At 37.7% G+C, this 23,786-nt stretch carries 10 protein-coding genes; 3 read left to right on the forward strand and 7 right to left on the reverse strand.

Translation table 11 applies throughout. The features are described from left to right. Positions 1 to 31: 31 nt before the first annotated feature. Positions 32 to 2,089, forward strand: coding sequence for a DNA topoisomerase IV subunit B (parE, locus tag QHG54_RS02300; protein WP_406604374.1), 2,058 nt, complete (start codon positions 32 to 34; stop codon positions 2,087 to 2,089). A gap of 19 nt (positions 2,090 to 2,108) precedes the next feature. Here the strand turns inward: parE and recJ are convergent, their stop codons facing one another. Continuing rightward, entirely contained in the window at positions 2,109 to 3,893 is a 1,785-nt protein-coding gene (recJ, locus tag QHG54_RS02305; RefSeq protein ID WP_406604375.1) for a single-stranded-DNA-specific exonuclease RecJ, read from the reverse strand. 297 nt (positions 3,894 to 4,190) lie between these two features. Between recJ and rplM the strand changes: the two genes are divergently transcribed. Both rplM and rpsI read left to right on the forward strand, forming a co-directional pair. After that, complete coding sequence (gene rplM, locus QHG54_RS02310) at positions 4,191 to 4,655, forward strand: 50S ribosomal protein L13 (RefSeq protein WP_317993152.1); 465 nt, start codon at positions 4,191 to 4,193, stop codon at positions 4,653 to 4,655. Between the two features lie 2 nt (positions 4,656 to 4,657). Next, entirely contained in the window at positions 4,658 to 5,143 is a 486-nt protein-coding gene (rpsI, locus tag QHG54_RS02315) for a 30S ribosomal protein S9 (RefSeq protein WP_317993151.1), read from the forward strand. Positions 5,144 to 5,446: 303 nt separating this feature from the next. Here the strand turns inward: rpsI and QHG54_RS02320 are convergent, their stop codons facing one another. The 6 genes from QHG54_RS02320 to QHG54_RS02345 form a co-directional block, all read right to left on the reverse strand. Further along, positions 5,447 to 5,812, reverse strand: coding sequence for a response regulator (locus QHG54_RS02320; RefSeq protein WP_317993150.1), 366 nt, complete (start codon positions 5,810 to 5,812; stop codon positions 5,447 to 5,449). Positions 5,813 to 7,612: 1,800 nt separating this feature from the next. Beyond that, the gene (locus QHG54_RS02325; RefSeq protein ID WP_406604376.1) at positions 7,613 to 7,888 is read right to left on the reverse strand and encodes a hypothetical protein; all 276 of its coding nucleotides are present in this window, start codon (positions 7,886 to 7,888) and stop codon (positions 7,613 to 7,615) included. A gap of 1,971 nt (positions 7,889 to 9,859) precedes the next feature. After that, positions 9,860 to 12,610, reverse strand: a complete 2,751-nt coding sequence (locus tag QHG54_RS02330) for an autotransporter outer membrane beta-barrel domain-containing protein (protein ID WP_406604527.1) — start codon at positions 12,608 to 12,610, stop codon at positions 9,860 to 9,862. Positions 12,611 to 13,689: 1,079 nt separating this feature from the next. Next, positions 13,690 to 13,923 carry a hypothetical protein gene (locus QHG54_RS02335; protein ID WP_406604377.1) on the reverse strand — a complete coding sequence of 78 codons (234 nt, stop codon included), beginning with the start codon at positions 13,921 to 13,923 and terminating at the stop codon, positions 13,690 to 13,692. A gap of 762 nt (positions 13,924 to 14,685) precedes the next feature. Next, positions 14,686 to 21,939 (reverse strand): hemagglutinin repeat-containing protein, encoded by a 7,254-nt coding sequence (locus QHG54_RS02340; protein ID WP_406604378.1) that lies wholly within the window; start codon positions 21,937 to 21,939, stop codon positions 14,686 to 14,688. A 37-nt stretch (positions 21,940 to 21,976) separates the two neighbouring features. Then, on the reverse strand, positions 21,977 to 23,764 hold the full coding sequence (locus QHG54_RS02345; protein WP_406604379.1) for a ShlB/FhaC/HecB family hemolysin secretion/activation protein: 1,788 nt from the start codon (positions 23,762 to 23,764) through the stop codon (positions 21,977 to 21,979). Positions 23,765 to 23,786: the final 22 nt, after the last annotated feature.

Raw genomic sequence — 23,786 nt, forward strand, 5'->3', positions numbered from 1 at the left:
ATTTTTTTCATGAGGTAGATAGTCAAACGCCATGAGCGAGAATAGCAAGGATCTTTTTAGTGTCTTAAATAATGCTCAGTCTCGGATAAATACAAAAGAAAAAAATCCGCGAATCCCAGTGAGCTCAGAAGCGATGACTTCGAAAAAGGATACACACGAAGATAACTATAATGCCCACTCAATTCGGGTTCTTGAAGGCTTGGAGCCTGTGCGCTTACGTCCTGGAATGTATATCGGTGGAACAGATAGTAAAGCACTTCATCATTTGTTTGCTGAAATTATTGACAATGCGATGGATGAAGCTGTTGCTGGTTATGCAGACTTAATTGACGTATCCTTAGATAGAAATGGTTATCTAACAGTTACAGATAATGGACGTGGTATTCCCATCGAAAACCATCCTCAAATGCCTAACAAATCTACTCTTGAAGTCATCATGACACAACTCCATTCAGGTGGAAAATTTGATGGTAAAGCTTATCAAACTGCTGGTGGGCTGCATGGAGTAGGCATTTCCGTCGTCAATGCTCTTTCTGACGATATGGAAGTCGAAGTAGCACGAGAACGCAAACTTTACCGGCAACGCTTCTCGCGCGGTATTCCTCAATCTGGATTGGAAAATTTAGGTGACGTTTATAACCGTCGTGGCACACGCGTTCGTTTTCATCCTGATGGTAAAATTTTTGGCGAAAAAGCAGCTTTTGATCCAGAAAGAATTTATAAGATGGCGCGCTCTAAGGCCTATCTTTTTGGCGGCGTAAAAATTCGCTGGAATTGCGATCCTGCCATACTTGAAGACAGAAAAAATATTCCCGAAAAAGCTGTTTTTCACTTTCCAGATGGGCTTAAAGATTATTTACTCTCATCATTGGAAAATGAATATCGTGTTACATCGGAAATTTTTTCTGGTAAAACAAAACAATATAATGGTCATGGCTCCGTTGAATGGGCTGTTGCTTGGCACGGTGGTGATGCCTACGTACAATCTTATTGCAATACTATTCCCACTGGAGAAGGTGGAACACACGAAATAGGACTGCGTCAAGCTCTTTTGCGCGGTTTGAAATCTTACGCTGAATTAATAGGAAACAAACGCGCTTCTATCATTACCTCCGATGATATTATGATTTCAACTGCTGCAATACTCTCAATTTTCATCAAAGATCCTGAGTTTGTTGGACAAACTAAAGATCGATTAGCATCAATCGAAGCACAGCGTATCGTTGAAAATGCAATACGCGATCCTTTCGATCATTGGCTGACAAATTCTCCACAAGAATCAACAAAACTTCTTGATTGGGTTATTGAACGTGCTGAAGAACGTGTTAAACGGCGCCAAGACAGAGAAATAAATCGAAAAACTGCTGTACGTAAATTACGCCTACCAGGAAAACTCGCAGATTGTAGCCAAAACTCTGCTGCTGGTGCTGAATTATTCATTGTTGAAGGTGACTCCGCTGGTGGTTCAGCAAAACAAGCGCGAAACAGAGCAAATCAAGCAATTTTACCTCTTCGTGGAAAAATCTTAAATGTAGCCAGTGCTGCACACGAGAAAATGAACTCAAGCCAAACAATTGGTGATCTTATACTTGCTCTTGGATGTGGAACGCGCTCTAAGTATCGTGAAAAAGATCTAAGATATGAGCGTATTATCATTATGACAGATGCAGATGTTGATGGTGCTCATATTGCCTCACTCCTCATTACCTTCTTTTTTCAAGAGATGCCCGATCTTATTCGTCAAGGACATTTATACCTTGCCGTTCCTCCCCTTTACAGAATATCGCAAGGAGGAAAAGTTGCTTATGCACGTGATGATGCCCATAAGGATGAATTACTAAAAACTGAATTCACTGGAAAAGCTAAAATCGAAATTGGACGTTTCAAAGGGCTTGGAGAGATGCGCGCTGAACAGCTTAAGGAAACGACTATGAATCCTCAAAAACGTACACTGTTGCGGGTTTCTATTGACGCAATAGAAATGCAAGAAACGAAACATACAGTAGAAAGCTTAATGGGAACCAAACCAGAAGCACGATTCCGTTTCATACAAGAAAACTCTACTTTTGCTTCTAATTTAGATATATGATTTTCAAAAAATATTCCTCTCAAACCACTGCTGCCGCGTCAATAATGCGCATCTGTGGATTGATAGTTCCATTCCAATAATTCAAACTAAGATGACCAGCCAAATGAATCATTTCACCAATATTTTCAGAAAGAAAATAACCAAGCGATGTTCCCACCGCACGGAAAGCTATTCCCTGCAGTTTTTTTCCTTCCATATTAGAAATAACAAGGCGGAGATGTCCTTTTCCCACCTCACACAGATTCATTAACCGGTGAGAAGGAAGAACAAAGACAGGCGTAGTATTGCCTGAACCAAATGGGCCTGCTTTTTCGATCATATCAAAAAGTGCTTTATTGGCACCAGAAGCAGAAAGACAACCATCTATACTGAGAGACTTTTTAGCATGCAACTCAGAAACCCTTACAGAGACTTTTTCTTCCAACCACTCTCGAAAATTATCAATTTTTGTCGATTGGATTGTGATTCCAGCTGCCATACTATGTCCCCCACCCTTTTCTAATAAATTTAATGCCACAGCTTCACGAACAAGCGCTCCTAAATCTATGCCGCTAATTGAGCGCCCCGATCCTGTGCCACTTCCATCTTCTTTCAAAGAAATTGCAAAAACAGGACAAAAAAAACGTTCTTTTAAGCGGGATGCAAGAATACCAACGATTCCTGGATGCCATTCGTGATGAGCAATCACAAGCGACAGCGGTGTTTCTCTTTCTTGATAAAGACCATCAATATAAGATTCGGCTTGAGCTAATTGAACTTCCTCCATTTCTTGGCGTTCTTGATTAAGTTGATCCAATTGTTCTGCTATTTTATCCGCTTCATCTTTATCATCACAGCTGAGCAAACGGGCTCCTAAAGCTTGGTCGCCAATACGGCCCCCTGCATTAATTCTAGGACCTAATAGAAAACCTAAATGAAAACTATTAAGCGGTTCACCTATACGCGCAACCCTTGTTAAAGCCGCTATCCCGGGATTATGCATGGAACGTGCAACTTGGAGCCCTTTAACTACAAAAGCACGATTAACACCTTGTAATGGAACGACATCACATATGGTCGCCAATGCGACAAGATCAAGCATACTTAGAAGATCTGGAAACTCCTTTCCATATTTTTGCTTTCGCAACAAATGATTAACCCACGCTAACGTAACAAACACAACACCAGCAGCACATAAATGCCCCTGTCCAGAAAAATCATCAGGGCGATTAGGGTTAACCAGTGCAACAGCTTCCTGATGAATCTCTGACATTTGATGATGGTCTAAAATCACAACATCAGCGCCTGCAAGCCTCACGACCTTTACGGCATCCGGACTGTTCGCTCCACAATCAACGGTGATAATCAACTGAGCACCTTCTTGCACGAGCATCCTCATTGCTTGTTCATTCGGGCCATATCCTTCAACAATACGATCAGGAATATAAATTTTTACTTCTATACCAAAATAACGAAAAAAGCGTGCTACGAGTGCTGATGAACAAGCACCATCAACGTCATAATCACCAAAAACAGCAACCTTTTCTTGATTCATAATAGCTTTAACAATGCGCTCTGCTGCGCATTGCATATCCATAAAGCTTTCTGGATCAGGCATTAACGTGCGCAACGTTGGATTGATAAAAGCAACAGCTTCAGATTCATCCACATCTCTTGCCGAGAGAACGCGCGCTAATTGATCAGGAAAACCAAATTTTTGAGAAATAGCGCGAGCATTATTTATCCCTTGAATATCAAGGGCATCCAACCAAGCTTGACCACAAGCAGAAGATTTAACATTGAGAAAATAACGAGACCACTGCATTCTTATCTCTTTTATAATGAACACCTATAAAATACAATCAAGAGTTAAAGATTACAGCACTCTTTCACAACATCCATTCTAGCTTAAAATGTGTGTAAGCTATTCCAAAAATGTGGTACCATAATACCTCATTAATAAGTCACTGTTTTATAAGTTTTTATTTTCTCTTGACGCAAATAAAAAGACACTATATCAGAGCAGATAATACGCGTTAAATATTTCGCTATGAAAATAATTTTCAACGCAAAGCAACAAAAAATGCCCTCATGTTAAAGGGTTTTAATAAAGGATACTTCTATGGCAACTTTTTCACAAAAGCCAACTGAAGTGGTGAAAAAATGGGTTATTATTGACGCAGAGAACCTCGTTTTAGGTCGTCTTGCCACATTCGTTGCTAACCGCTTACGTGGCAAACATAAAACTACATTTACTCCACATGTCGATGATGGTGACAATGTCATTGTGATCAATGCAGACAAAATAGCTCTCACCGGCAAGAAATATACAGATAAAAAATATTATTGGCATACTGGCTATATCGGTGGAATTAAAGAACGTACAGCGCGTCAGATTCTTGAAGGACGTTTTCCTGAACGCGTTGTTGAAAAAGCTGTGGAGCGTATGATTCCTCGTGGACCACTGGGGCGCCGTCAATTGAAGAATTTACGTGTTTATGCTGGAAGCCAACACCCGCATGCAGCACAACAGCCCGAAGCTCTTGACGTTGGTGCTTTAAACCGCAAAAACAAAAGGATTGCTTAATTATGGCTGAAATTAATTCTCTTTCTGAGCTTAGCGTAGTAACAAATATTGCAGAAGCTAAAGAAAATGCCGCTCCTGTCCATGTGCAAAAACTTGATTCACTGGGACGTGCTTATGCAACAGGAAAGCGTAAAGATGCTGTTGCGCGTGTATGGATCAAACCAGGCTCTGGAAAAATCATCATTAATAACAAAGAATTCGACAAATATTTTGCTCGTCCCGTTCTTAGAATGATTCTTCGTCAACCAATCGTTGCGACTAACAGGGATACCCAATTTGATATTGTTGCAACCGTCGCTGGTGGTGGTCTTTCTGGACAAGCCGGTGCAGTACGCCATGGCATTTCCAAAGCTTTAACCTATTACGAACCAGAACTTCGCACGATCTTGAAAAAGGGAGGATTTCTTACCCGTGATAGTCGTGTTGTTGAACGTAAAAAATATGGTAAAGCAAAAGCACGTCGTTCTTTCCAATTCTCAAAGCGCTAATTTCAATTTTTGCGCAATTCGTAAAGCCCCGTTTCTACGGGGCTTTATATTTTGTAAAATAGTTTTTTTAGAAAACGTGTTAACCAGTTCTTATCTATCATGAGAAAAATTTAAGAAAGTAAAACAACCAATTTTTTTCTGATAGATAAAAGTGAAAAAGAAGTTGATCGAAAATGCTTGGATTTGATTTCCAAGATCTGTACTCCAATAGCTTAGACCTGCCTACAACACCTAGTTCACAAAAATATTTGCAATACAACTGCAGTTACCTCATTAGCTTTTTCTATCATCATTTTCTGAGCTTCAATCCAAAAAACGCTTTACCATTGTAATAAAATGAGGGACAGAAATAGGCTTTGACATATATTCTTCACATCCACTTGCACGAATCCGTTCTTCATCCCCTTTCATAGCAAAGGCTGTTACAGCAACAACAGGAATAGATCTAAGTTCTTCATCTTCTTTTAATTGTTTAATGACATCAATCCCTGATACCTCAGGCAACTGAATATCCACAAGGATAAGAGAGGGCATTGATGAACGAGCTAACTCTAATGCCATAAGACCATTACGCGTTTCAACGGTTTCATAGCCACTCGCCTCTACAAGATCACGAAATAATTTCATATTCAGTTCGTTATCTTCCACGATCATGACTTTTTTTGACATTAATATAACTCCACCCTTTTGAGATAAAATAGACAAATAAAAATTAATACACACACTCTCCAGCTTAAGATAAAATGATAAAAAAAATTGTAAACCACAAAGAAACTGAATAATCGGCTATAAAAGCTTTTTTTCGCAATTCAATTATAATAATTCTCATCATAATGCTTCTTTAGTTCAATAAGAATGGAACCCATAATAACCGTAAGGATTCTACTTTCACATGCTGTTTATTTGGCATGCAAAGTTTCTGGATATCCAAATAAACTTATATGCTTTTTTATCTTAGAACAGATATAAAACATGTAAATTAGCTCAAATGCGCATTTTGAATAGGAAATAATTAAATAACTTTGATATGCATAGATTGTTTTGATCAATAAGCAATCAGTGTTGTATGTTAATTCAAAGTGTTTACTATTGCGATATTTTGTTTTTTAGACGCTTTTGGACAACAAATCAAAATAAAAGTTATCTACGGATTTTAAACGAGATTTTAGAATGGATCACACAATGCAATGAATGTATTATCAAATGCAAAAGCAGTAACAACACTGAAAAATGAAAAATTTTATTATAAATTCTCGACATTTCCTTCCCACTTATTTCCTCTCCTTTATCATTTTTCAAAAGGTTATGGAAAGAAGATCTGAATTTCAGGAAAAAAACAGTCTTTATGTAATCTCTATACCATCAATCGCATTAGTTTTATCAACGATAATCAATAACACCTGTATAGTTATCGACTATTTTATAAGATAAAATTAAAGTCTCATCTTTATTTATTAAAAGAGAAATTGTGAAGCTTTATTATACTTTTTTCTTCTTCAGCTGAAACTGCAAAATAATATTATTAATAAATATTTTATATAATAGTCTCTATAAAAAAGTTATTTAATATATAAAATATAAAATATTATGAATAAAAATTACAAAAAATGAAATTGTTATCATTAATATCTTTTTTTCTATAACATTTAAATTTACAGTACAAACATAATTAAAATAAAATTGTAATTACAATTATCATTGAAAATAAGCATATTTACAATAAAACCACTAAAATCCACCCACATAAATAATATCCACCACAAGAATTAATAATTAAATATATATTATTATATATAACTGCAATTAATTTTATCTATATAATATTTTTTCTAATTTATTAAATAATAAAGTCCAAAATATATTATAAAGTAAATAACAATTATAATTGATCCTAATTTTATAGACTGAAACCAAGTAGGAAAATTTAATTTATAAAAATATATACTCAAAATTACAAAAATATTTGTTGCAAATAATGCATTTTTAATAGTAAAAGTAATATCAATCACAATAAATCCAATTTAAAAAATATAAACTATTATAATAATAGTTATTTATATTATTTTTAAATTTTTATTTATATATAAACAAGTTATTTAAAATAAATTATCAATTACATAAAACTTAATATAATAAAATAATGCAAAAAATGAAATTACTCTTATTAAAGACTTTTTTATAATATTGTTTTTAATACATTCATTAGAATCATAATATTATTTAAATAAAGATACAAATATAATTAAATTATATACTGTTAAAAACAAATCATTAATAATATTTAATTATTCATTATACATAAATCTTCGAAATTAAAATAGAATATTATAAATTAATGTATCTTTAATGAAAGCTATTTCATCAAAATGTGTAGACATATTTATAATAATATGTCTACCATAACATTAATATAACTTTAGAAATATATTGCTAAATATTTCATACAAAGATAAACATGATGCACGACTCCTATAGCTCCCCCCCAATAAAGCGCCATTGAAAGAGCCGCTCGCACCACCTATTGCTATCCCCTGTGTAGTAGTCGTGGCGATCAACAGTGTGGGCTGTACCACCTGTTGCAACTGCCGCACTTGCTCCTGCGAATGCTCCCATCGCTCCTCCTCCAACTGTCCCAACAGCTCCCCCTAGCGCTACCCCTAATTGTCCTGCTGATTTTATTTCCTCCCAATAACCCGAAGGACTACATAAAATCTGTGAATCACGCGATGAGCTTGAATTACCCATTTTGATTCTTCTTTGTTCGCATTTGTAAACCATTATGATACTGTTTAAATGGCTATCATGCGTTTTATATAAATGTCAAATATAATTTTAATAAATACAAATAATTTTTCTATAAAAAAATACATTATTTATAAATAAAAAATATAAATTATATATTTCTATTAAATAATAATACTCTTTATAATACTTTATAAATATAAGATACTAATCACTGTTTTCTCTTAACACAACTATAAAATTACATGAAAAATTCACCCGAAAAGTTAGTATCTTTTTCTTGGTTTACAAAAACCATCAAGAAATATATTCATACCATCATCGAACTCACTCTTGTTACTTCTCTCTTGCACACAAGCACTGGTTAATCCTTTTATTTTTCAGGTGATTACAGACCGCATTCTACCCTTTCAACGTACGAAAAGTCTTTTATGCTACGTTGTCCTTATGGTTGCTATCCATGCTGTTTCGAAAGAAATTATTATTGGAATAAAAAGAGCAAGATAGCCAAAAGAAGCAAAATGTTCTAAAATAAGTGCTAATGTCATTGTTACTGACGGTATAAGTAAGAAGAAATCGCACCCCAATTTTTTGCAACTGCAATATCCCAGTTAAGCTAAATATCAACGTTATAGAAAAATTTTCTGAAGGCCCCCACAGCTTTTCAACCATGCCATAAATATGCGCTTCATAGTCTCCTGATAACATCGAATATCAAAGGAAAATAAAAATGAATTTATTGCAACGATAAAAATAATCAATTGATGAGAAAAATTACTAAAGATTGAAAACAATAAAAGCATCCAAAGCATCGGAGCTCCTCCGACACAAAGCATAGGCAAATACTTTCGTATGCCCCATGCGATCAGCTAAAAGATCAGTAGGAATAAAAATTCCTCATGCAAAGGATATTGATATGGCAAACGCAAACATTTAAAGAGAAAAATCGCCTATAGTACCCAAACACATTCATTGTGTTAGCAGCAGTTTCCCTCACCCTCGCACGATATAAATTTCGCGTATATCTAACACGATGCTCAAAAAAAGACTAGATTACCCCTTTTCCCCATATAATTTTTATTTTCATATAATCAATCGCTAATCTTAATTCATAAATTTTATCAACGTGATACCATAAAAGCATCACCATACGCACACCTATTATCATGAATAAGAGACGATTTGTGCCCAATATATTCATATAATCTTCCGCTTATACCAAAAGACATCAGAAAGACTTCAAATGTAAGACTGCCTTCAAATACAAAACGAATGATATCAATTAATCTTCTACTAGGTTAAGTGGATGGTTTTATAAAAAATTTTCAATATCTTATTGTAGTATCTATCTCATTTATAGTAAAACGATTGTAGCTTTTTACAAGCTATTTCTTGCGGCGATCTTTCATAAAGATTAGCTGGTAAAAAAACATGATCATTGAATTCGTCATTCTTATCGTATTCACTATAAGACCATTCATATATGCCAAACGCGCTCTCGCTATTTGAGATTGGTAGATTCTTTGTACATTTGTGGTTTATGCGCATTCAATAAGATATTGGCACCATTAGCTATTTTCCCATTCTGCTCATACATGACTACTTTTTGTAACTAAAGCAGACATTAAAGGATGAGTTTAAAAAATAAAAACATATAACTTTTTGATTATATTTATTTTTTACAGAAAGCTAATCTACAAGTTGATGTAGCTGCAAAAATTCTTAAGAACCATCAATCCAAGAAAGATCTTCGGGATGACAGTAACTCTCATCCCTTTAATCTTTCCTTCAGTAATAATAGATTTGCTTAAATTTAATTTTTCTAAATTAATTTAAAATAAAAAACACCCTAAAGACAAAAGTAAGATATAATAACTTTCTAGCGTACTAAACACATCTTGTATTTTCTACTTTTGTCTTAAAATCAAAGGTACCTAAAGCTCTCATCTCATTTACAATTTTTCAGAAGATTGATTAAAAATGATAACGCAATCCACCAGAAAACCGAACTCCAGAAAAACCAGCCTTAGTAAATTTATGCTGATAGCTTAGATCACCTTGAAGTGTAACTTTTGGAGACAATTGCGAATTGATGCCTAATCCAACTTCTAAGGAAGAACCAAAGGCCCCCAACTGAAAAGCATCTTTAAAATGCACAAATTGTTTGCCTCCAAAATGGCTAGCAAGATGAAGCTTGCCATAAAATGAAATGATACGATCTTTTTCAGGGACTGCGAGCGTCTTGATTAAACGCCCACCAACACGCATTACCCATTGATTAAATTTTTCCATCTCAATATAAAAACCGTCAATATCACGAGTCTTATCAAATTGAAGATGTTGATAAATGAGCTGAACTTGCGGATCAAAAATAAGATTTTTATCCCCTGTCGTAAATGTTTTACCAGCAGAGAAAGAAATGTTCAGAGGATTTGCTTTTAATGCTGCTGTTTTTCCCCATGCAAGGGTAAGAACATCACCTTTAAATAAACCATAGGATAAAAGGGCATCTACATAAAAGCCAATGTCGTGTTCTATGCTGCCATACGCTGTAAATGACCATTTATCAAATGTACTCTTTTTGCTTTGTTCAACATCTCTAGGCTGCAAAGAAAGTTTTCCATAAGTTCCCATAAGCCCAAAAGACGTAATACTGTATGCATTCTCTATTGTTTTGAGCAAAATTCCTGCTTCTACAGCGTTATAGTCAAAGTTGCCTCCATATCCATATTCAAATGCAGAAAGATCTGAAACATAACGATAATTTCCGCTATAACCATGAACAGACAAAGCAAGATTTGCATTGTTTTCAGACAGTCTCTCGGAAACAGATCGCATAGTTTTTAACTGCTTATTTTGATTGCTGATATCCACCAATCCAGCCTGGAATAAAACATTTGGTAAAAGAAGATAGGTCGGAACTTGCGGAACAACATCTCTCACCCTTAATTCAGAATCAGGTATAACAGATGCAACCGAAACAGACTGAACATATTTACTCTCAAGGCGGAAATCCCAAAAATCTCCATCGCCTTTAACTAATCTTTGAGCAGTCTGTGCATTCCCAAAAGAAGAACTTGGTCCATACGCGTGCAGATAATATTGGTAAGGCAAACCTTCCAACGCAATATAATCATTACTCAACTGAAAAGAATCTTCAGATGCTTTTCCAGAAACTTGAATAAGTGAAATACTTTGAGCATTATCATTTTCTACCACCTCTCCCTGTTTCCCTGCAACAAATTGCACATACACTGTCGTTTTTCCAGAAACATCGCCATGGATCAAAAGTCGGTCAGTTTTTTGATTATTAAGTGAACCATCAGCATTGAGATATGTATTGAGATAAAGGCGTGCATTATCCTGCGCACTATAAACCTCTTCCTCGCCCTTTCCAATATGAAGTGTCTGATACTTATGAAGCATTGGAGGTCCAAAGGCAATAACACTATCAGAAAGTTTTACAAACGAAATTGACGAAATTACACTGTTCGAGATTTGCTGATCTATTTCCTCCTTTTTTGTAAGAACCCACTTTGACCCTTCCGTTAAATAAAGTTCAGCAATAGAATCATCAGCAACACGGGTGCCCCCTGTAAGTGAAGAAGATTCAGCCAAAATTGCTACAGAAGACTCCTTCTCAGCTGTTAATAATAAATCGCCAGAGATCTTTGTACCTGCTGTTACTGCAATATAAGCACTGCTCTTATTGCTATGAATCGCCGTACCATTTGGAACTTCAAAAGTTGTCTTTTGCAAAAAGACCATCCCTTTTCCGTATTCATTGTTTTCTTTATTTTTATCAAAGTGCATACCATGCTTGTTACCTGTCACCATAATCGTTGAATCTTCAATATTAACCCGAGAAATTAAGATATTTCCTTCCTGCCCAATGGTTGATTGTGCGTTAGAATCTAATCCAACCCACAAAACACCAACACCAGCAGCAATAATATTGCTATTCTTGAAATGAAGTGAGCCATGTGGATTTACATTTAAAACTGCATGACCATCATCTTTTTTATTTGTATTTTCTCTCTCGGCTGTTCTTTGACCTTTTGAAGTAATGGTAACACCATCTAAAATTATACTCCCCCTTGACCCCACATAAAGGGCGGCCGCATCCGTCACATCGATTGATCCACCAGCCATCTTAATACGGGCATCAGCAGCACTGAAAAGAGCTATCTCTTGACCGTTTCCCTGACCTTCTACGTTAATTTTTGTATTCGTTAAAAGAACAGATGTTTCTCGATTCTCTGCGTAAACACCTACCTGAGCAACCTTAATCGGTCCACGATTTATCCCAATGGTTCCATCATCAGCCTTAAAATCTGTTGATATATTAAAGCTTGAATCGCTCAAAACAACTTTTCCACCTTGCAATGCAATTACGCCATAAGTACCTTCCACACTCTTACTAGCTTCAACATGCACACGCATTGCCTGAATAACTGTATTTTGCTCTTTTGCCACTATGACAGCAGACTCTATAAGAGGATCGATACTTCCATTCTTTTCTCTAAAAGGCGCAACGAATTGGTATGTTTTATCACTAATTGTATGTTCTGCACCATCGCTGCATCTATAAGGTAATTGTCCCTCATTACACGAAAGTGATACCGATGAAAGAGAACGTGCCACAACATCTATGTTGAGTAAAAAAGAAAAAATAACCGCTGTAAAAACGCACGAACATAAGCGACTCTTAGACACTCTGATCATCATCCCTCTTCAAAATTTTTTAACAAAAAATGTAAGCACAAAACTACGATTTAAAATTCGATAAGTGCAAAATAAATAAAGAGTATCTACTACTTATCTGTTCTACAGCACTATGCATAATTCGTTTTGTGTTTTATGTAAAGCGAGGATAAAAAAATTAAAAATCACAATTTACGCTTGCGACCTTAAAAAATGGATCCAAACACCATTTAAAAAACGCAAAGTACCAAAAAAATAGTCTCAATAGGCTTCTGTTTATAAAGAAAAGCGCTATGAAATACAAACTTTTAAGAGAGTTGAATATGAAGACTTCACCTTACCTTCGATAAAGAAAAAAAGCAAAAAATGGAGATAACATTTAAAAAAGTATATAATTGTTTTTATAGAAAAATACAAAAAGATAAAATATGTGGAAATGAGACAACAAGAATCTCTCTGATAATAGCGGAAGCCCGGGGAAATATTCACAAATATACATCAGCCGATTTATCCAATTTCGATATTAAAACGACCAATACCTAAAACAAAAATTTGAATATGCAAACAGAACCTTTGGACCAAAAGCAAGGATTCCTTAAGTTCACTATCACCAATGTTTCACCAATAGTCAATGATAGAGTGTTCTTTAACGTCTCAGCCCTTGCCTCGTGCAAAGATGAAAGCATTATCCTTAAATAGATCATAAGGTAAGAGAATATTTTGCATAAAATTACTTGCGTAATAGTGTGAATTTCTAGATAGAAACCTAAAAATACATTGAGTGTTCACCATCTTGAAATTAAGAGTCATCAAAATCGATTATTCACCAAAGCCGATTCTATTGACAACGAACCCTTGTGATTTTAGAAAATTATTTTTTGTATCGAGCAAATTTCGATATACAATAACATACAAGAATACCTATAAAGTCTAGATGTTAATGATATTATTGCTGTTCTAGAGTATAATGAGTTTCACCTGTATTTTTGTTAAGAAAGCCATTATTTTTGGCTCCCTTCCCAGTTTGGGCCTTTCAACAAATTGCTTCTTGAAGGATGTAGGTAACGCTGTTTGTTGCTTTTCAAAGCTTTTTTTGTTTGCTAGCGCTTCCTATTCATCTCAATATGTCTCATCAATTCACGCTTTTGTCTTGTCGAATTGCTCACACCAAAAGTATCATTATCCATAAACTGCTGATATCCCGCTATCATGAAATTTGTTAGAAAGGAGTCACTACGTAGAGCAATCGAAAAATAAATCCCCTTTGAATCTTGCAATTTATACCAGTAACCTGCTTTTGTCATACACTCATGAACAGAGACAAATTTACTCACGCGCGAATCCATATTTTCAGGGGAAGAATAAACCGGTTTTCAACCACATTTTAACAGTGCCTGTTGGATCATAGGCTGATTAGTGCCTGGTCTTTCCCATAATGCTAAAGTCGATGGGGGTGGCTGGTTAATATATCTAGCCGTGTTTAACAGAGCTATCCCGCTCAATAAGTTCAAGATTCTCTTCATTCTCCCCTCCTTTAATGGGTTTATTTACAATGAAACGGCTTGTAAATCTGTTGGTATTTTTTTGTCCCGCTGTTTAAGACAACTAAAAAGTATTGCTGATGGTGTATTGAGAAAACAATCTCACACATGCATACAAAATAAAGAAGGGGGGATTGTTGGTCATTATCAGCATAACACAAAGATCGACATTTAGGTTTGCTGTTATTTCCCGATCTTTTACAATAAGGACTATTTAAATGCTTCTTAACCCTTCGTTGAGGGATGACAGCAGCAGACTGATAAAGAGGAAGGGTTTTAGATTTAAAAATCTCACACCAATTTAGTCCTTTAAATTTATTGCGAAACCCTGCTTAGACCATGTAAGCTTCAATAGTTACGAGTTGATAATAATCTAGCACTCCATCATTATCAAATGTTGGTACTCCACATTCTAAAAGTGCTTTTTTAAAACTCAAGCTTATCTGTACTCGGCTTTTCCCATAATACCGGAACAAATGAAGGATGCTTGGTAGCATATCCAGCGATACTTAACAGAACTATGCCGCTCAATACTCAATAATTGCAAGATTTGTTTTATTTTTCCTCCCTCGAATAAATTTGTTGACGTTGAGGTGTACCATAAAGCTGTTTACATCCTAGCTTCCCACTTCCAAGACAATTATGAACATTGATAGAATCCATCATTATTTTGAATGTCTCTATCACCCCATTACTATCAACAGGTATCTGTTCGAAAGTATAAGGATTTCCTCCAATCACTGTACCTACAAAGTCATATCTATGATTTTCCAAGCCGACACTGATTTGCTTGCCATCACTCAATTTATCTAACATATTCGCCATAGATTGAGCATTAAAGGCTGGTGCAAAGAGCTTGATCTCTGTTTCGCCCGCTAACCCATATACGCCTTGCTTATTGAGAGACTGCAAAGCATTACCCACTGTCATACCGCCACGGCTATGAGCATAAAGTTCCAACCCAATATTGCCATAGCTCTTCACAAGATCTTGTGCCTCTTGTGTTGAATTGGTTAAGCCAAAGAAGTTATTTTCCATAAACTTCTGATACCCCGCTATCATCATTTCTGATATTCCCGAGTCGGCTTTTGGGAATACAACAAAATAGAGCGGTTCATTTTTATTATCAGCATGTTGAACCGCATAAGCGGCGGCTGCATCGGGTGAGGTAAAAATCCCATTAAAGGAAACATGAACTTTGCCATCAGAACCTGCTTGTAAATGCTGCTTCTCCTCAGCCGTTAAATAATGCGATTGAGGTTGCAGATTTCCATGGCTGTCAGTTACATACAGTCCATTTTCATCTTTGAGATAGAGAATGTTGCCATCTTTATCGCGGTCCACCACGGCGATGGCGTGCTCTTTAATAAACATGGTTTTATAGGCTTCATCACTGTATTTAAACCCTTCTTCCAGAAATTGTGTTGCCATTTTACGGTTTTCACGGGCTATATGTTCCAGCTTTGCTACATCTAACTGTTCTATACCCTGATGAGCTTTAGCTGTATCTCGATTAAGAGCCTTTATTGTTTCTTCTGCTCCTTTCCCCGTCAACATCTTCTGCCCAACTTCATCTGTAAGGATGATAGTGCCGTTGCTGATAGCAACTTTTGTTTCTCCCTTAGCTGAATCATGGACTTTCCAGTGGTCCAAAGCATTTTTAGCAAGGTTTTTTGCAATGCCATATTTTCCCTGTTGCAATGCACCACCCACAGCAATGCTGATCCCATCACTGTTGGCTTTAGCCTCTGCATTGTTAGCAATATCACTGGTCGTAATGGTCTTGTTTGTCAGGGTGTTTTTGTCCGCAGATGCTGTACTGTCAATGATACAACCGGTAAGGGTTGTTTTGCCTGTAACAATAATATCAAAACCTTGCTCACCTGCTTTGATCCCTGATTGCTCGACAACGCTGTTATAATGGCTTGATGATTTATCTTGCTGAAAAGAGAGGTTTATTGATGCTGAATCAGAAATTTTTTCAGCGTCAAATCCAACAGAAATAGATTTCTGCTTGTTGGAAGTTTGCCCGCTATCACTGCGGCTAGCAATGGTGAAATCACCACCAATATCCGCTTTTACACCCTTTCCAGAAACCACGACACCCTCTAGTGCAGTGTTTGTCCCACTGGTGATATGAACAGTGCTCATGCCAACAATATGACTGTTCTTATGTTGAACCTCCTCGTTGGAATCCTTCCCTTGACTAAAAGAAGCACTGCCCCCCCAATCCATGCCACTGATGCCATAACTAATATTCAAGGAAGAGCTTTGGAATTTCTCAGTACTCGATTGCACATTTTTTGCACCTTTAAGATTGATATCCCTCCCTGCTTTCAGAATAATTTCTCCATTGTGTTCATTATTATGCTCATCATTGTTTGGGATATATGCAGAATGTGCGCCAGCGATAACATCTGCTCCAACATCATGAAGAGTCCCTTTGTTGGCCTCAATACTCACAGCACGCCCGGCCTTTATTTTATCCGTCACAGCCATTGAGGTGTTAAAAGATTTTTCTTTTTTATCAGACTTAAAGCCTGCTGTAATGTTAGCAGAAACATTTCCTGTATTTAGAAGAGTGTCTTTTGTTGTTCCACCCTTTATCCCACTGTAAAAATTTTTGTCTTGGTTATAGAGATCATAGCCTTTCAAATCGATCTTGCTGATTTTGTGTTTTTCATTCCCATGAGCAAAATGTTGTGCCACATCCCCACCCCCTTGTATCGTGCTAACAATGCCAACATTGGCAGAAATTGTAATATCTGCAACTAATTTGTCATATGTTTCTTTGCCGTTCGATATATTATGGCTTTCTGAAAGCGTGATATCATTGCCAGCATAAATTTTTACATCACGATCTGCCCCAATATCTGCGGCTTGTAAATGGACATTATGATCGCTGTTGATCTGAATATCTCGTCCCGCGGTAAAATGCGATTGCACTGAGGAACTTACCTCTTGATTTTCCTTGTCTTTCGAAGAGGTATACCCAATGTCAATCGAAGAATCGCTGTGGTTCTTTGTCACTTGAATGCTAAAAGCAGAGCGTTTTTCTTGCACGTTCGACGTATAGCTATCACAACCATCCTTAATATTGACATCACACACTGCGGAAAAGGTAATATCGTTATTGGCTGTAAAGTCAGAACCTACCACAGTTACATCTGATTTCTTTGCAGCAATGTTTATATTGCCACCAGCACCAAAGGAAGATCCTTTATGCTTAACACTTTCATCAGTTTGTGTTTTTGATTTTTTTTTCCAGATAGATACCAAATTAGAGCCTGAACATACTCCAAGATCAGACTCATGCTCTTGTGAATACGTGTTATGGTAATCTTTCATGCCATTGACGGAAACACTCTCTCCGATCAAAGCAATATCTTTCCCAGTGGACACTTGACAGCATGAGATTATCGTATCGTTCTTTGCTTTCATCACGATGTTGCCTTCTGCTCCAAGGTTACTTGAAACCGTTGTTGTATGCGCCTGAGATTTGTTTGAAGATTTCTTACTGAGAAATGCTTTTTTTGTCCATTGTACTTGCTGATTGAACTGTTCTTGGACTCCTGTTATAGTAATGTTCCCGCCGGACATAAGTGAAATATTAGCTTTTACCTGATCTTTTGTTCCATCTGCTATACTGGCAATGAGAACCGATTCAACAATTTGTATATCTTTTTCAGATTCAATAGTAATTTCTTTACCCCCTGTTATGTTTGTACTTACCACTTGTGTATTCTCAACATTGTTATGAACTGATTTACTACCACAAAACACTCCACCACATGTGTGGACTGATACTTTACGCTGTAAGCTATTCTCTGCATTGGTGATAAGGATATCGTTGCTGGCTTTCAGTTCCACTTTGCCTTCAGCGGTAACGACGCTGCCCGTGATGCTAAGATCATGCTGTTTACCATCTTGTCCTGCAACAGCCCTCATATTCCCCCCAGCTTTTATGGATGCCTTAGAAACAGCTGATACATGCCTGTCGATTGTCGTGTTTTGACTTTGAAGATGATACTCCATTTGATCTTGTTTTGCCCTTACAGTTACCCCACCTTGTGCGCCAAGAGCAATATCGCCCTTAGCTTCCAAAGTAGAAGCAGAAACACGGACATCTCGACCGGATGTAACAGCGATGCTTTTTCCAGCACCCAAATAAGAACCTTTGTGCAATGCTAGACGTGATGTTTCACCATGAACATAATTATTTGTGCTATTGTGTGTAGCATCTATCGAAACATTTCCTGCAGCTTTTAAGTAGAGATTGTCGTGGGCTTTAATACAAGAACTTGCAACATTCAAATCTTTCCCTGCTAAAAGTACTATCAAGCTTCCAGAGCTCACTTTTGTTTGATTTTGTGTAACGACATTACGCTGTCCTATGCGGTTGGTGGTAGCTGCTGATCCTAAAGACAAGCTACCCTGTTCTGCTGACAATGCGGATATCCCTCTTGTTGCGATACACGCTCCTGAAGTTGTCACATCTTGTTTTGCACTGACAACAGCGTTGCCCCCAGCAGAAATTGCATCAGTTTTTAACACTGTCTTGGAACTTTCAACACTTGTCCGCCCTGCTTCAAAATGAATGTTATTATCAGCAACCAAAACAATATTATCACCAGCGGCTAAATTTCCCCCTTTATTGAGAATATTACCACTATTGATATGCAATTGGTGTGATGCCTCAACCCGCCCTGAATTATTTATCGTTGAATTGGTCATATTCTTGGCGATAAGATCCACATTCTTTCCTGTCATCAAAGCACCAGCAGAAATAAAGGATGCTCTCTCTTTTTCTGGGATATAAAGAACAGGGGCATAAACATCCATCTCCTTTACTTTTTGGCGCATATAAATAACCATAGGAGTTTTTAAAGAAGCCAATTGTTCTGGTGTCAAAGCCTCACCAAAGGGGAGATGATGAGCTTTTGCATAATCAGCCCCCTTATCAAGCAAGGTTTTAACTTGTTCAATGGCGTTACTTCCGGGAATAAAAGAGCCCTTACCCAAACCTTGACCAACCAGATCACGCATTTGTTTCTCAATCAATTGCTTTTCGAAATAAGCATCGCCTAAGAAAAAAATCTCCCTGTCAGGATTGTAACCAATTCTCTTTAAATAATAAGAGAAACCATAAAAATTGCTGACATCAAGAAAATCTGCTCGGGTTTTGTAAAAGAAATTTTGTTTGGAAAAACTGCTCCTAATCTCACCTGATTGAAACTTTGGTAAAGGCAAATCACTTCCATTGGGAAAAGAGTCACGATTGATTTTTGGGATAAATAAAGCACTATCAGCCACTGTTAGACCGTTCAGTGCTCCTAGTGGGTTATCCACAACCGACTTTGCTTCAAAATGAGCGCTTCCTGAAATAGAACCTTCAGCTGCTGTGTTGTTTATTTGATCGACCACCAAATTGAGAGTGCCACCCGCACGAACAAGGGCAGAAACTGTATCTGTAACTTCTGAACCAATATGACGAAAGGTATCATTTTCTAAGTCTAAAGAAACATTGCGGCTTCCATCAGCATTATAGGCATAACAATTATCCGTGCCTGCCCTACAGCCTACATAAGTATTTCTATAAGTTGTTGCGCCTGAATTTGTCAACATGCCGGCATGAATATTAGCGTTTCCTCCCGCTTCTATAGTGCTATAACGATTCTCAATGTCATCAGCGTTAATAATGAGATTGCCGCTCGATTGTATCATCCCCTGAACGGTTGGCTTATGTGAAAACGCCTGTGTAACTTGTTTTTCTGTCATGTAAGACCAATCATTCCATACATACGTTTGCATGAGATCTTTGCCATGTGCCGCTGCAATTTGCCAAGTGAATGCCTTATAGACTGTTCTATCGTTCAAGGTTAATTGGCCATAGGTTTTCTCTTTTCTATCCCAAAGCTCTTCTTCCAAGATAAATTCTCTGTGTTCAAGGAAAGGATTGTCGATGTATTCTTTGCTCCAACGATCAAATGTTTTTTTGTTAAATAAGCCCTCTTTGTTGAGCGAATCGTAATTGTCTGGCTTGTCAAATGTGAAGAGGTAGCTTTTGATTTTTTTATCGATCACCACAGGTGTACTATCGGCTTCGTTTTTTAAGGTTTTTGTTTGAATAATTAAGTTTCCACCTGCTTGAATAAAGCCTGCTTTGTTGACAAGGGAAAAGCTCTTTCCTGTACCTTGTGCATTGGTAAAAAACAAATCATGCTCTGCCAAAATGGCGCCAAAATCATTCAAAAAAATGCCATCGATTTTGAAAGCGCCATTGCCCCTTGCATAGATTAAACCCGTTTTGCTGTTCGTGGCATCACCCGTCACGATAAAGGCTAAATCCTGCCCTGCTGCCAATTGCCCGCTATTCTCAAAACGCCCTGTTTTAATGGTTAAATCTCTGGCTGCTAAAACGGATGTTTCCTTATCAACCATAAAACTTGGAGCAATAAAGAGAATATCTCCAAATCCGTTCTCTTCAGTAACTGCTCTCAACGATGCTTTGTGAATCTCAAGAGCGTTTGTACTATTAAAATCTAAACCGCCATAAATCAAAGTGCTCCCCGATACATTAATAGTATCGGCATTAAGGGTCAGTGTTTGGAGTGTTTTAATGTGAGAACGATCATTGCTTAAATCTAGGGTTTTTGCCTTCAACCTCACATCCCCACGCACAGACAACTCATTTTCAATACTGATCTCTCCAGACACAGATGTCAGTGTTGCTGTGCCATAGCCCATAAGCTGATCATAATAAATGCTGTTGCCCGCAAAAATCTCAACATGTTTTTTCGATGTAATGCGCTTTGCACTAAGGTTATCGCTTTTCGATTTGAGGATAACTCCATCATGACCAAAAATATTCTTCAACGAGATTTTCCCATCAGCAGAAAGCTGCAACTGCCCTGCATTGGCTGCCATATCATCACGCATGCGAACGCCAACGCCTTTTTCTGTTGCGACAAGTTTAATGCTATCCGCCTGTAGAGCACCAAACGTTGCCCCATCTATCGCATATTCCGGTTTGCCGCTAATATCGGTAAGCTCCTTCATTTCGCGAGAAGCATAATCAAAATGACCTGTCCCAGCTGTCACTCCAATCTCCCTGCCCGCAACAGGTCCTTCAAAATGCACTGTGCGTGAGACAATATCGACAATATCAACCAAACCATGACTTGAGAAAAAATTCCCACCCTTGCGCCCAAAGGTGATATCTCCTCCTTTGACCTCAAAACCTTTCAGGAAACCATTCGCATCAATTTCTGGAACACCCGTTGTTAATGTCGCATGGGGCGTATTGATAAAGCCACAACCATCACAGCTTATGCCATTGGGATTGGCTATAATCACATCGGCTTGGCGCCCAAAAACTTCCGCTGGACCTGAAAGCGCACTGCGGTTGCCACTGGTCACTTCATTTAAAATCACTTTAGCCGAACCAGAATAACGCAAATGTGGATTGCCCCGCATAATCCCCCCCAATTGCGATTGTCCTACCTCACGCGCATGATTGTTGAAAATAACGCCCGAATTTCCGATATTGAAATTGTAATATTTATTGTGCGATAATCCCTTGCCATTTGGTGTGACAATATCAATCGAGGGAACCCCATTGGGGGCTGCCACAATATCAGGGCGATGAGCGCTATTAGCATTAGGATCAGCAGAAATTTGCGCCTGTAGCGTTGCAGAGTGCAACAAAACAGAAAAACCAATCCCTCCTAGCAAAACCTTTTTGAGCATCGTACTGGAGACTAAAACTCCAAATAAAGTTGCTTTTTTTGCTTTCCTCTCATATCTCATGCTGTCGCTCCCCACAGAAATGCATTCTCAGTTGCACTTAAAGACTCATTGTTAGTGTCATAAAAAACGTTCCAGACTTTTTATGCTTGACCGTGCTCCACAGAACATTCGAATAGCTTGCATCAAGAGAGGCAATGCCACCCATAAGCTTTACGCCGGCTGTCCAACCTGCAAGCTGTTCACCGGTAAATCCATATAAACGATTGTCTGCCTGGGGTTGCGAAAACACACGCCCATAGTCCAAACCAACATAAGGGCGAAGTTCCCCCAAAAGCTTTTTGAGAGCAGCACTGTTGCTCCATGGAATGGTTCGCAGCAACAAATCATTACGGCTAAAAAAACCGTTATTGCCAAAAAGCAAACTCTCGCGGGTTCCACGCACATTGGAAGCGCCTCCTAAAGAAATCTGCTCCATGCCAAAGAGGTTATGGGGCGAATATTGCCCACTCAAAAGACTGCTCAGTATGAAGGTCCACCCTCCCACCTTAAAGGGTTTTATGCTACTCAGCGTGCCGGTAAATTTAGAAAATTGAGGCTCTGCATCTCCTGCCCCTGGCTCGTGTTTTTTAACAGCATGAAACCAACTGAGCCCTTGCAAATAGTTCACATCAAAGGTCCAAGTCCCCCCAAGCATCTGGCGCGAATGCGAAAACCCAAAATTGGCAACACTATATTGGCGACTGCCAACCTCAATCTTATTGCCAAGAAGGTAATTGTTTGTTCTCTTATTAGAAAGACCCAAATTTACTGTCGTCAGTGAAACACTATCACGGTGAACAACTGTGCTTGTACTGCCATGTAGTTCACTAGAATTGCCTGTCGTTTCAATATCTGTAAAGTTGCCCTTTATAATACTCTGATAATTATAAGCAGAACCGCTCAGGTAAAATGTCCAATAACCGTAAGGAATACTCACACTGGCAGAAATATTATTGCTCTGCCCTTCTTGTCTTCTCCCACCCCAATAACCAGATTCACTGCGTTGATAGTCAAAGTCCCATAAATCATTCAGCCCTAAAATATTTTCTACCTTTAAGCCTGCATTATAACGTGCATAGCCCGTGGATGCTTGTCCTAGATTGTCGTGGGAAACAGTAACCCTCAAAGCTTTATCGGGATGATTGTTAATATTAACAATGGTGCTGCCCTCTTCACTTCCTGGAAGCAGTTCGCTTTTGGCATGCGCTGAAGAAAGCCTGTTGATCTGATCAAGCCCTTGTTCAATATCACGCATATTGAGAATGTGGCCTTTAAGCCCTGGAAAAGCACTCCACACAATATTATTATAAGCAGAAGCTGGTGAACCATTATAGTAAATATCCGAAAGCTTCCCCTCAACAACAAGAAGCTTCAGCTCCTTGCTTCTCTTAATATCCTGATCCGGAATATAAAAACGCGCTGTTACATAACCTTTATCCAGATAGACCTTGGTTAATTGTTTGATTAATGTCTGGATATCAGCAAGACTTATACATTTACCAGCATAAGAACCGGTAACAGTTGCGATAGGATGCTTTTTTATATGATGGACCCCATCAACAAGAATACGCTCAATGTTGAAGCAACGTCTCCCCCCAAGACGTGCTCCCTGATTTCTTTCAGGTGAAGGTTTAATGCTTTTGGGCGTTAAAGAACGTAAATTCTCCAGCTTCTGTAACCTTTGCTGCTCAGAGTGTTGGCGAGAAAAATCATCTGCTGGTGATTGTGGATATAAAAGTGCTGGTGACTGTGCATAAGCTGTAGAGGCATTAAAAAAAACAAGCAACAAAATGACGGCTAGAAAAATCCTGAAGAACCGATCATGGCAAAACAATATAACAAACATTACAAAATCCCCCCGCATTTTT

The sequence above is a fragment of the Bartonella gliris genome (assembly GCF_045277155.1).
Lineage (GTDB): Bacteria > Pseudomonadota > Alphaproteobacteria > Rhizobiales > Rhizobiaceae > Bartonella > Bartonella gliris.

Excerpts from the sequence above, each read along its gene's own strand:
- parE (WP_406604374.1), top strand. The coding sequence starts at position 32 with ATGAGCGAGAATAGCAAGGATCTTTTTAGTGTCTTAAATAATGCTCAG.
- recJ (WP_406604375.1), bottom strand. The coding sequence starts at position 3,893 with ATGCAGTGGTCTCGTTATTTTCTCAATGTTAAATCTTCTGCTTGTGGT.
- rplM (WP_317993152.1), top strand. The coding sequence starts at position 4,191 with ATGGCAACTTTTTCACAAAAGCCAACTGAAGTGGTGAAAAAATGGGTT.
- rpsI (WP_317993151.1), top strand. The coding sequence starts at position 4,658 with ATGGCTGAAATTAATTCTCTTTCTGAGCTTAGCGTAGTAACAAATATT.
- QHG54_RS02320 (WP_317993150.1), bottom strand. The coding sequence starts at position 5,812 with ATGTCAAAAAAAGTCATGATCGTGGAAGATAACGAACTGAATATGAAA.
- QHG54_RS02325 (WP_406604376.1), bottom strand. The coding sequence starts at position 7,888 with ATGGGTAATTCAAGCTCATCGCGTGATTCACAGATTTTATGTAGTCCT.
- QHG54_RS02330 (WP_406604527.1), bottom strand. The coding sequence starts at position 12,610 with ATGATCAGAGTGTCTAAGAGTCGCTTATGTTCGTGCGTTTTTACAGCG.
- QHG54_RS02340 (WP_406604378.1), bottom strand. The coding sequence starts at position 21,939 with ATGAGATATGAGAGGAAAGCAAAAAAAGCAACTTTATTTGGAGTTTTA.
- QHG54_RS02345 (WP_406604379.1), bottom strand. The coding sequence starts at position 23,764 with ATGTTTGTTATATTGTTTTGCCATGATCGGTTCTTCAGGATTTTTCTA.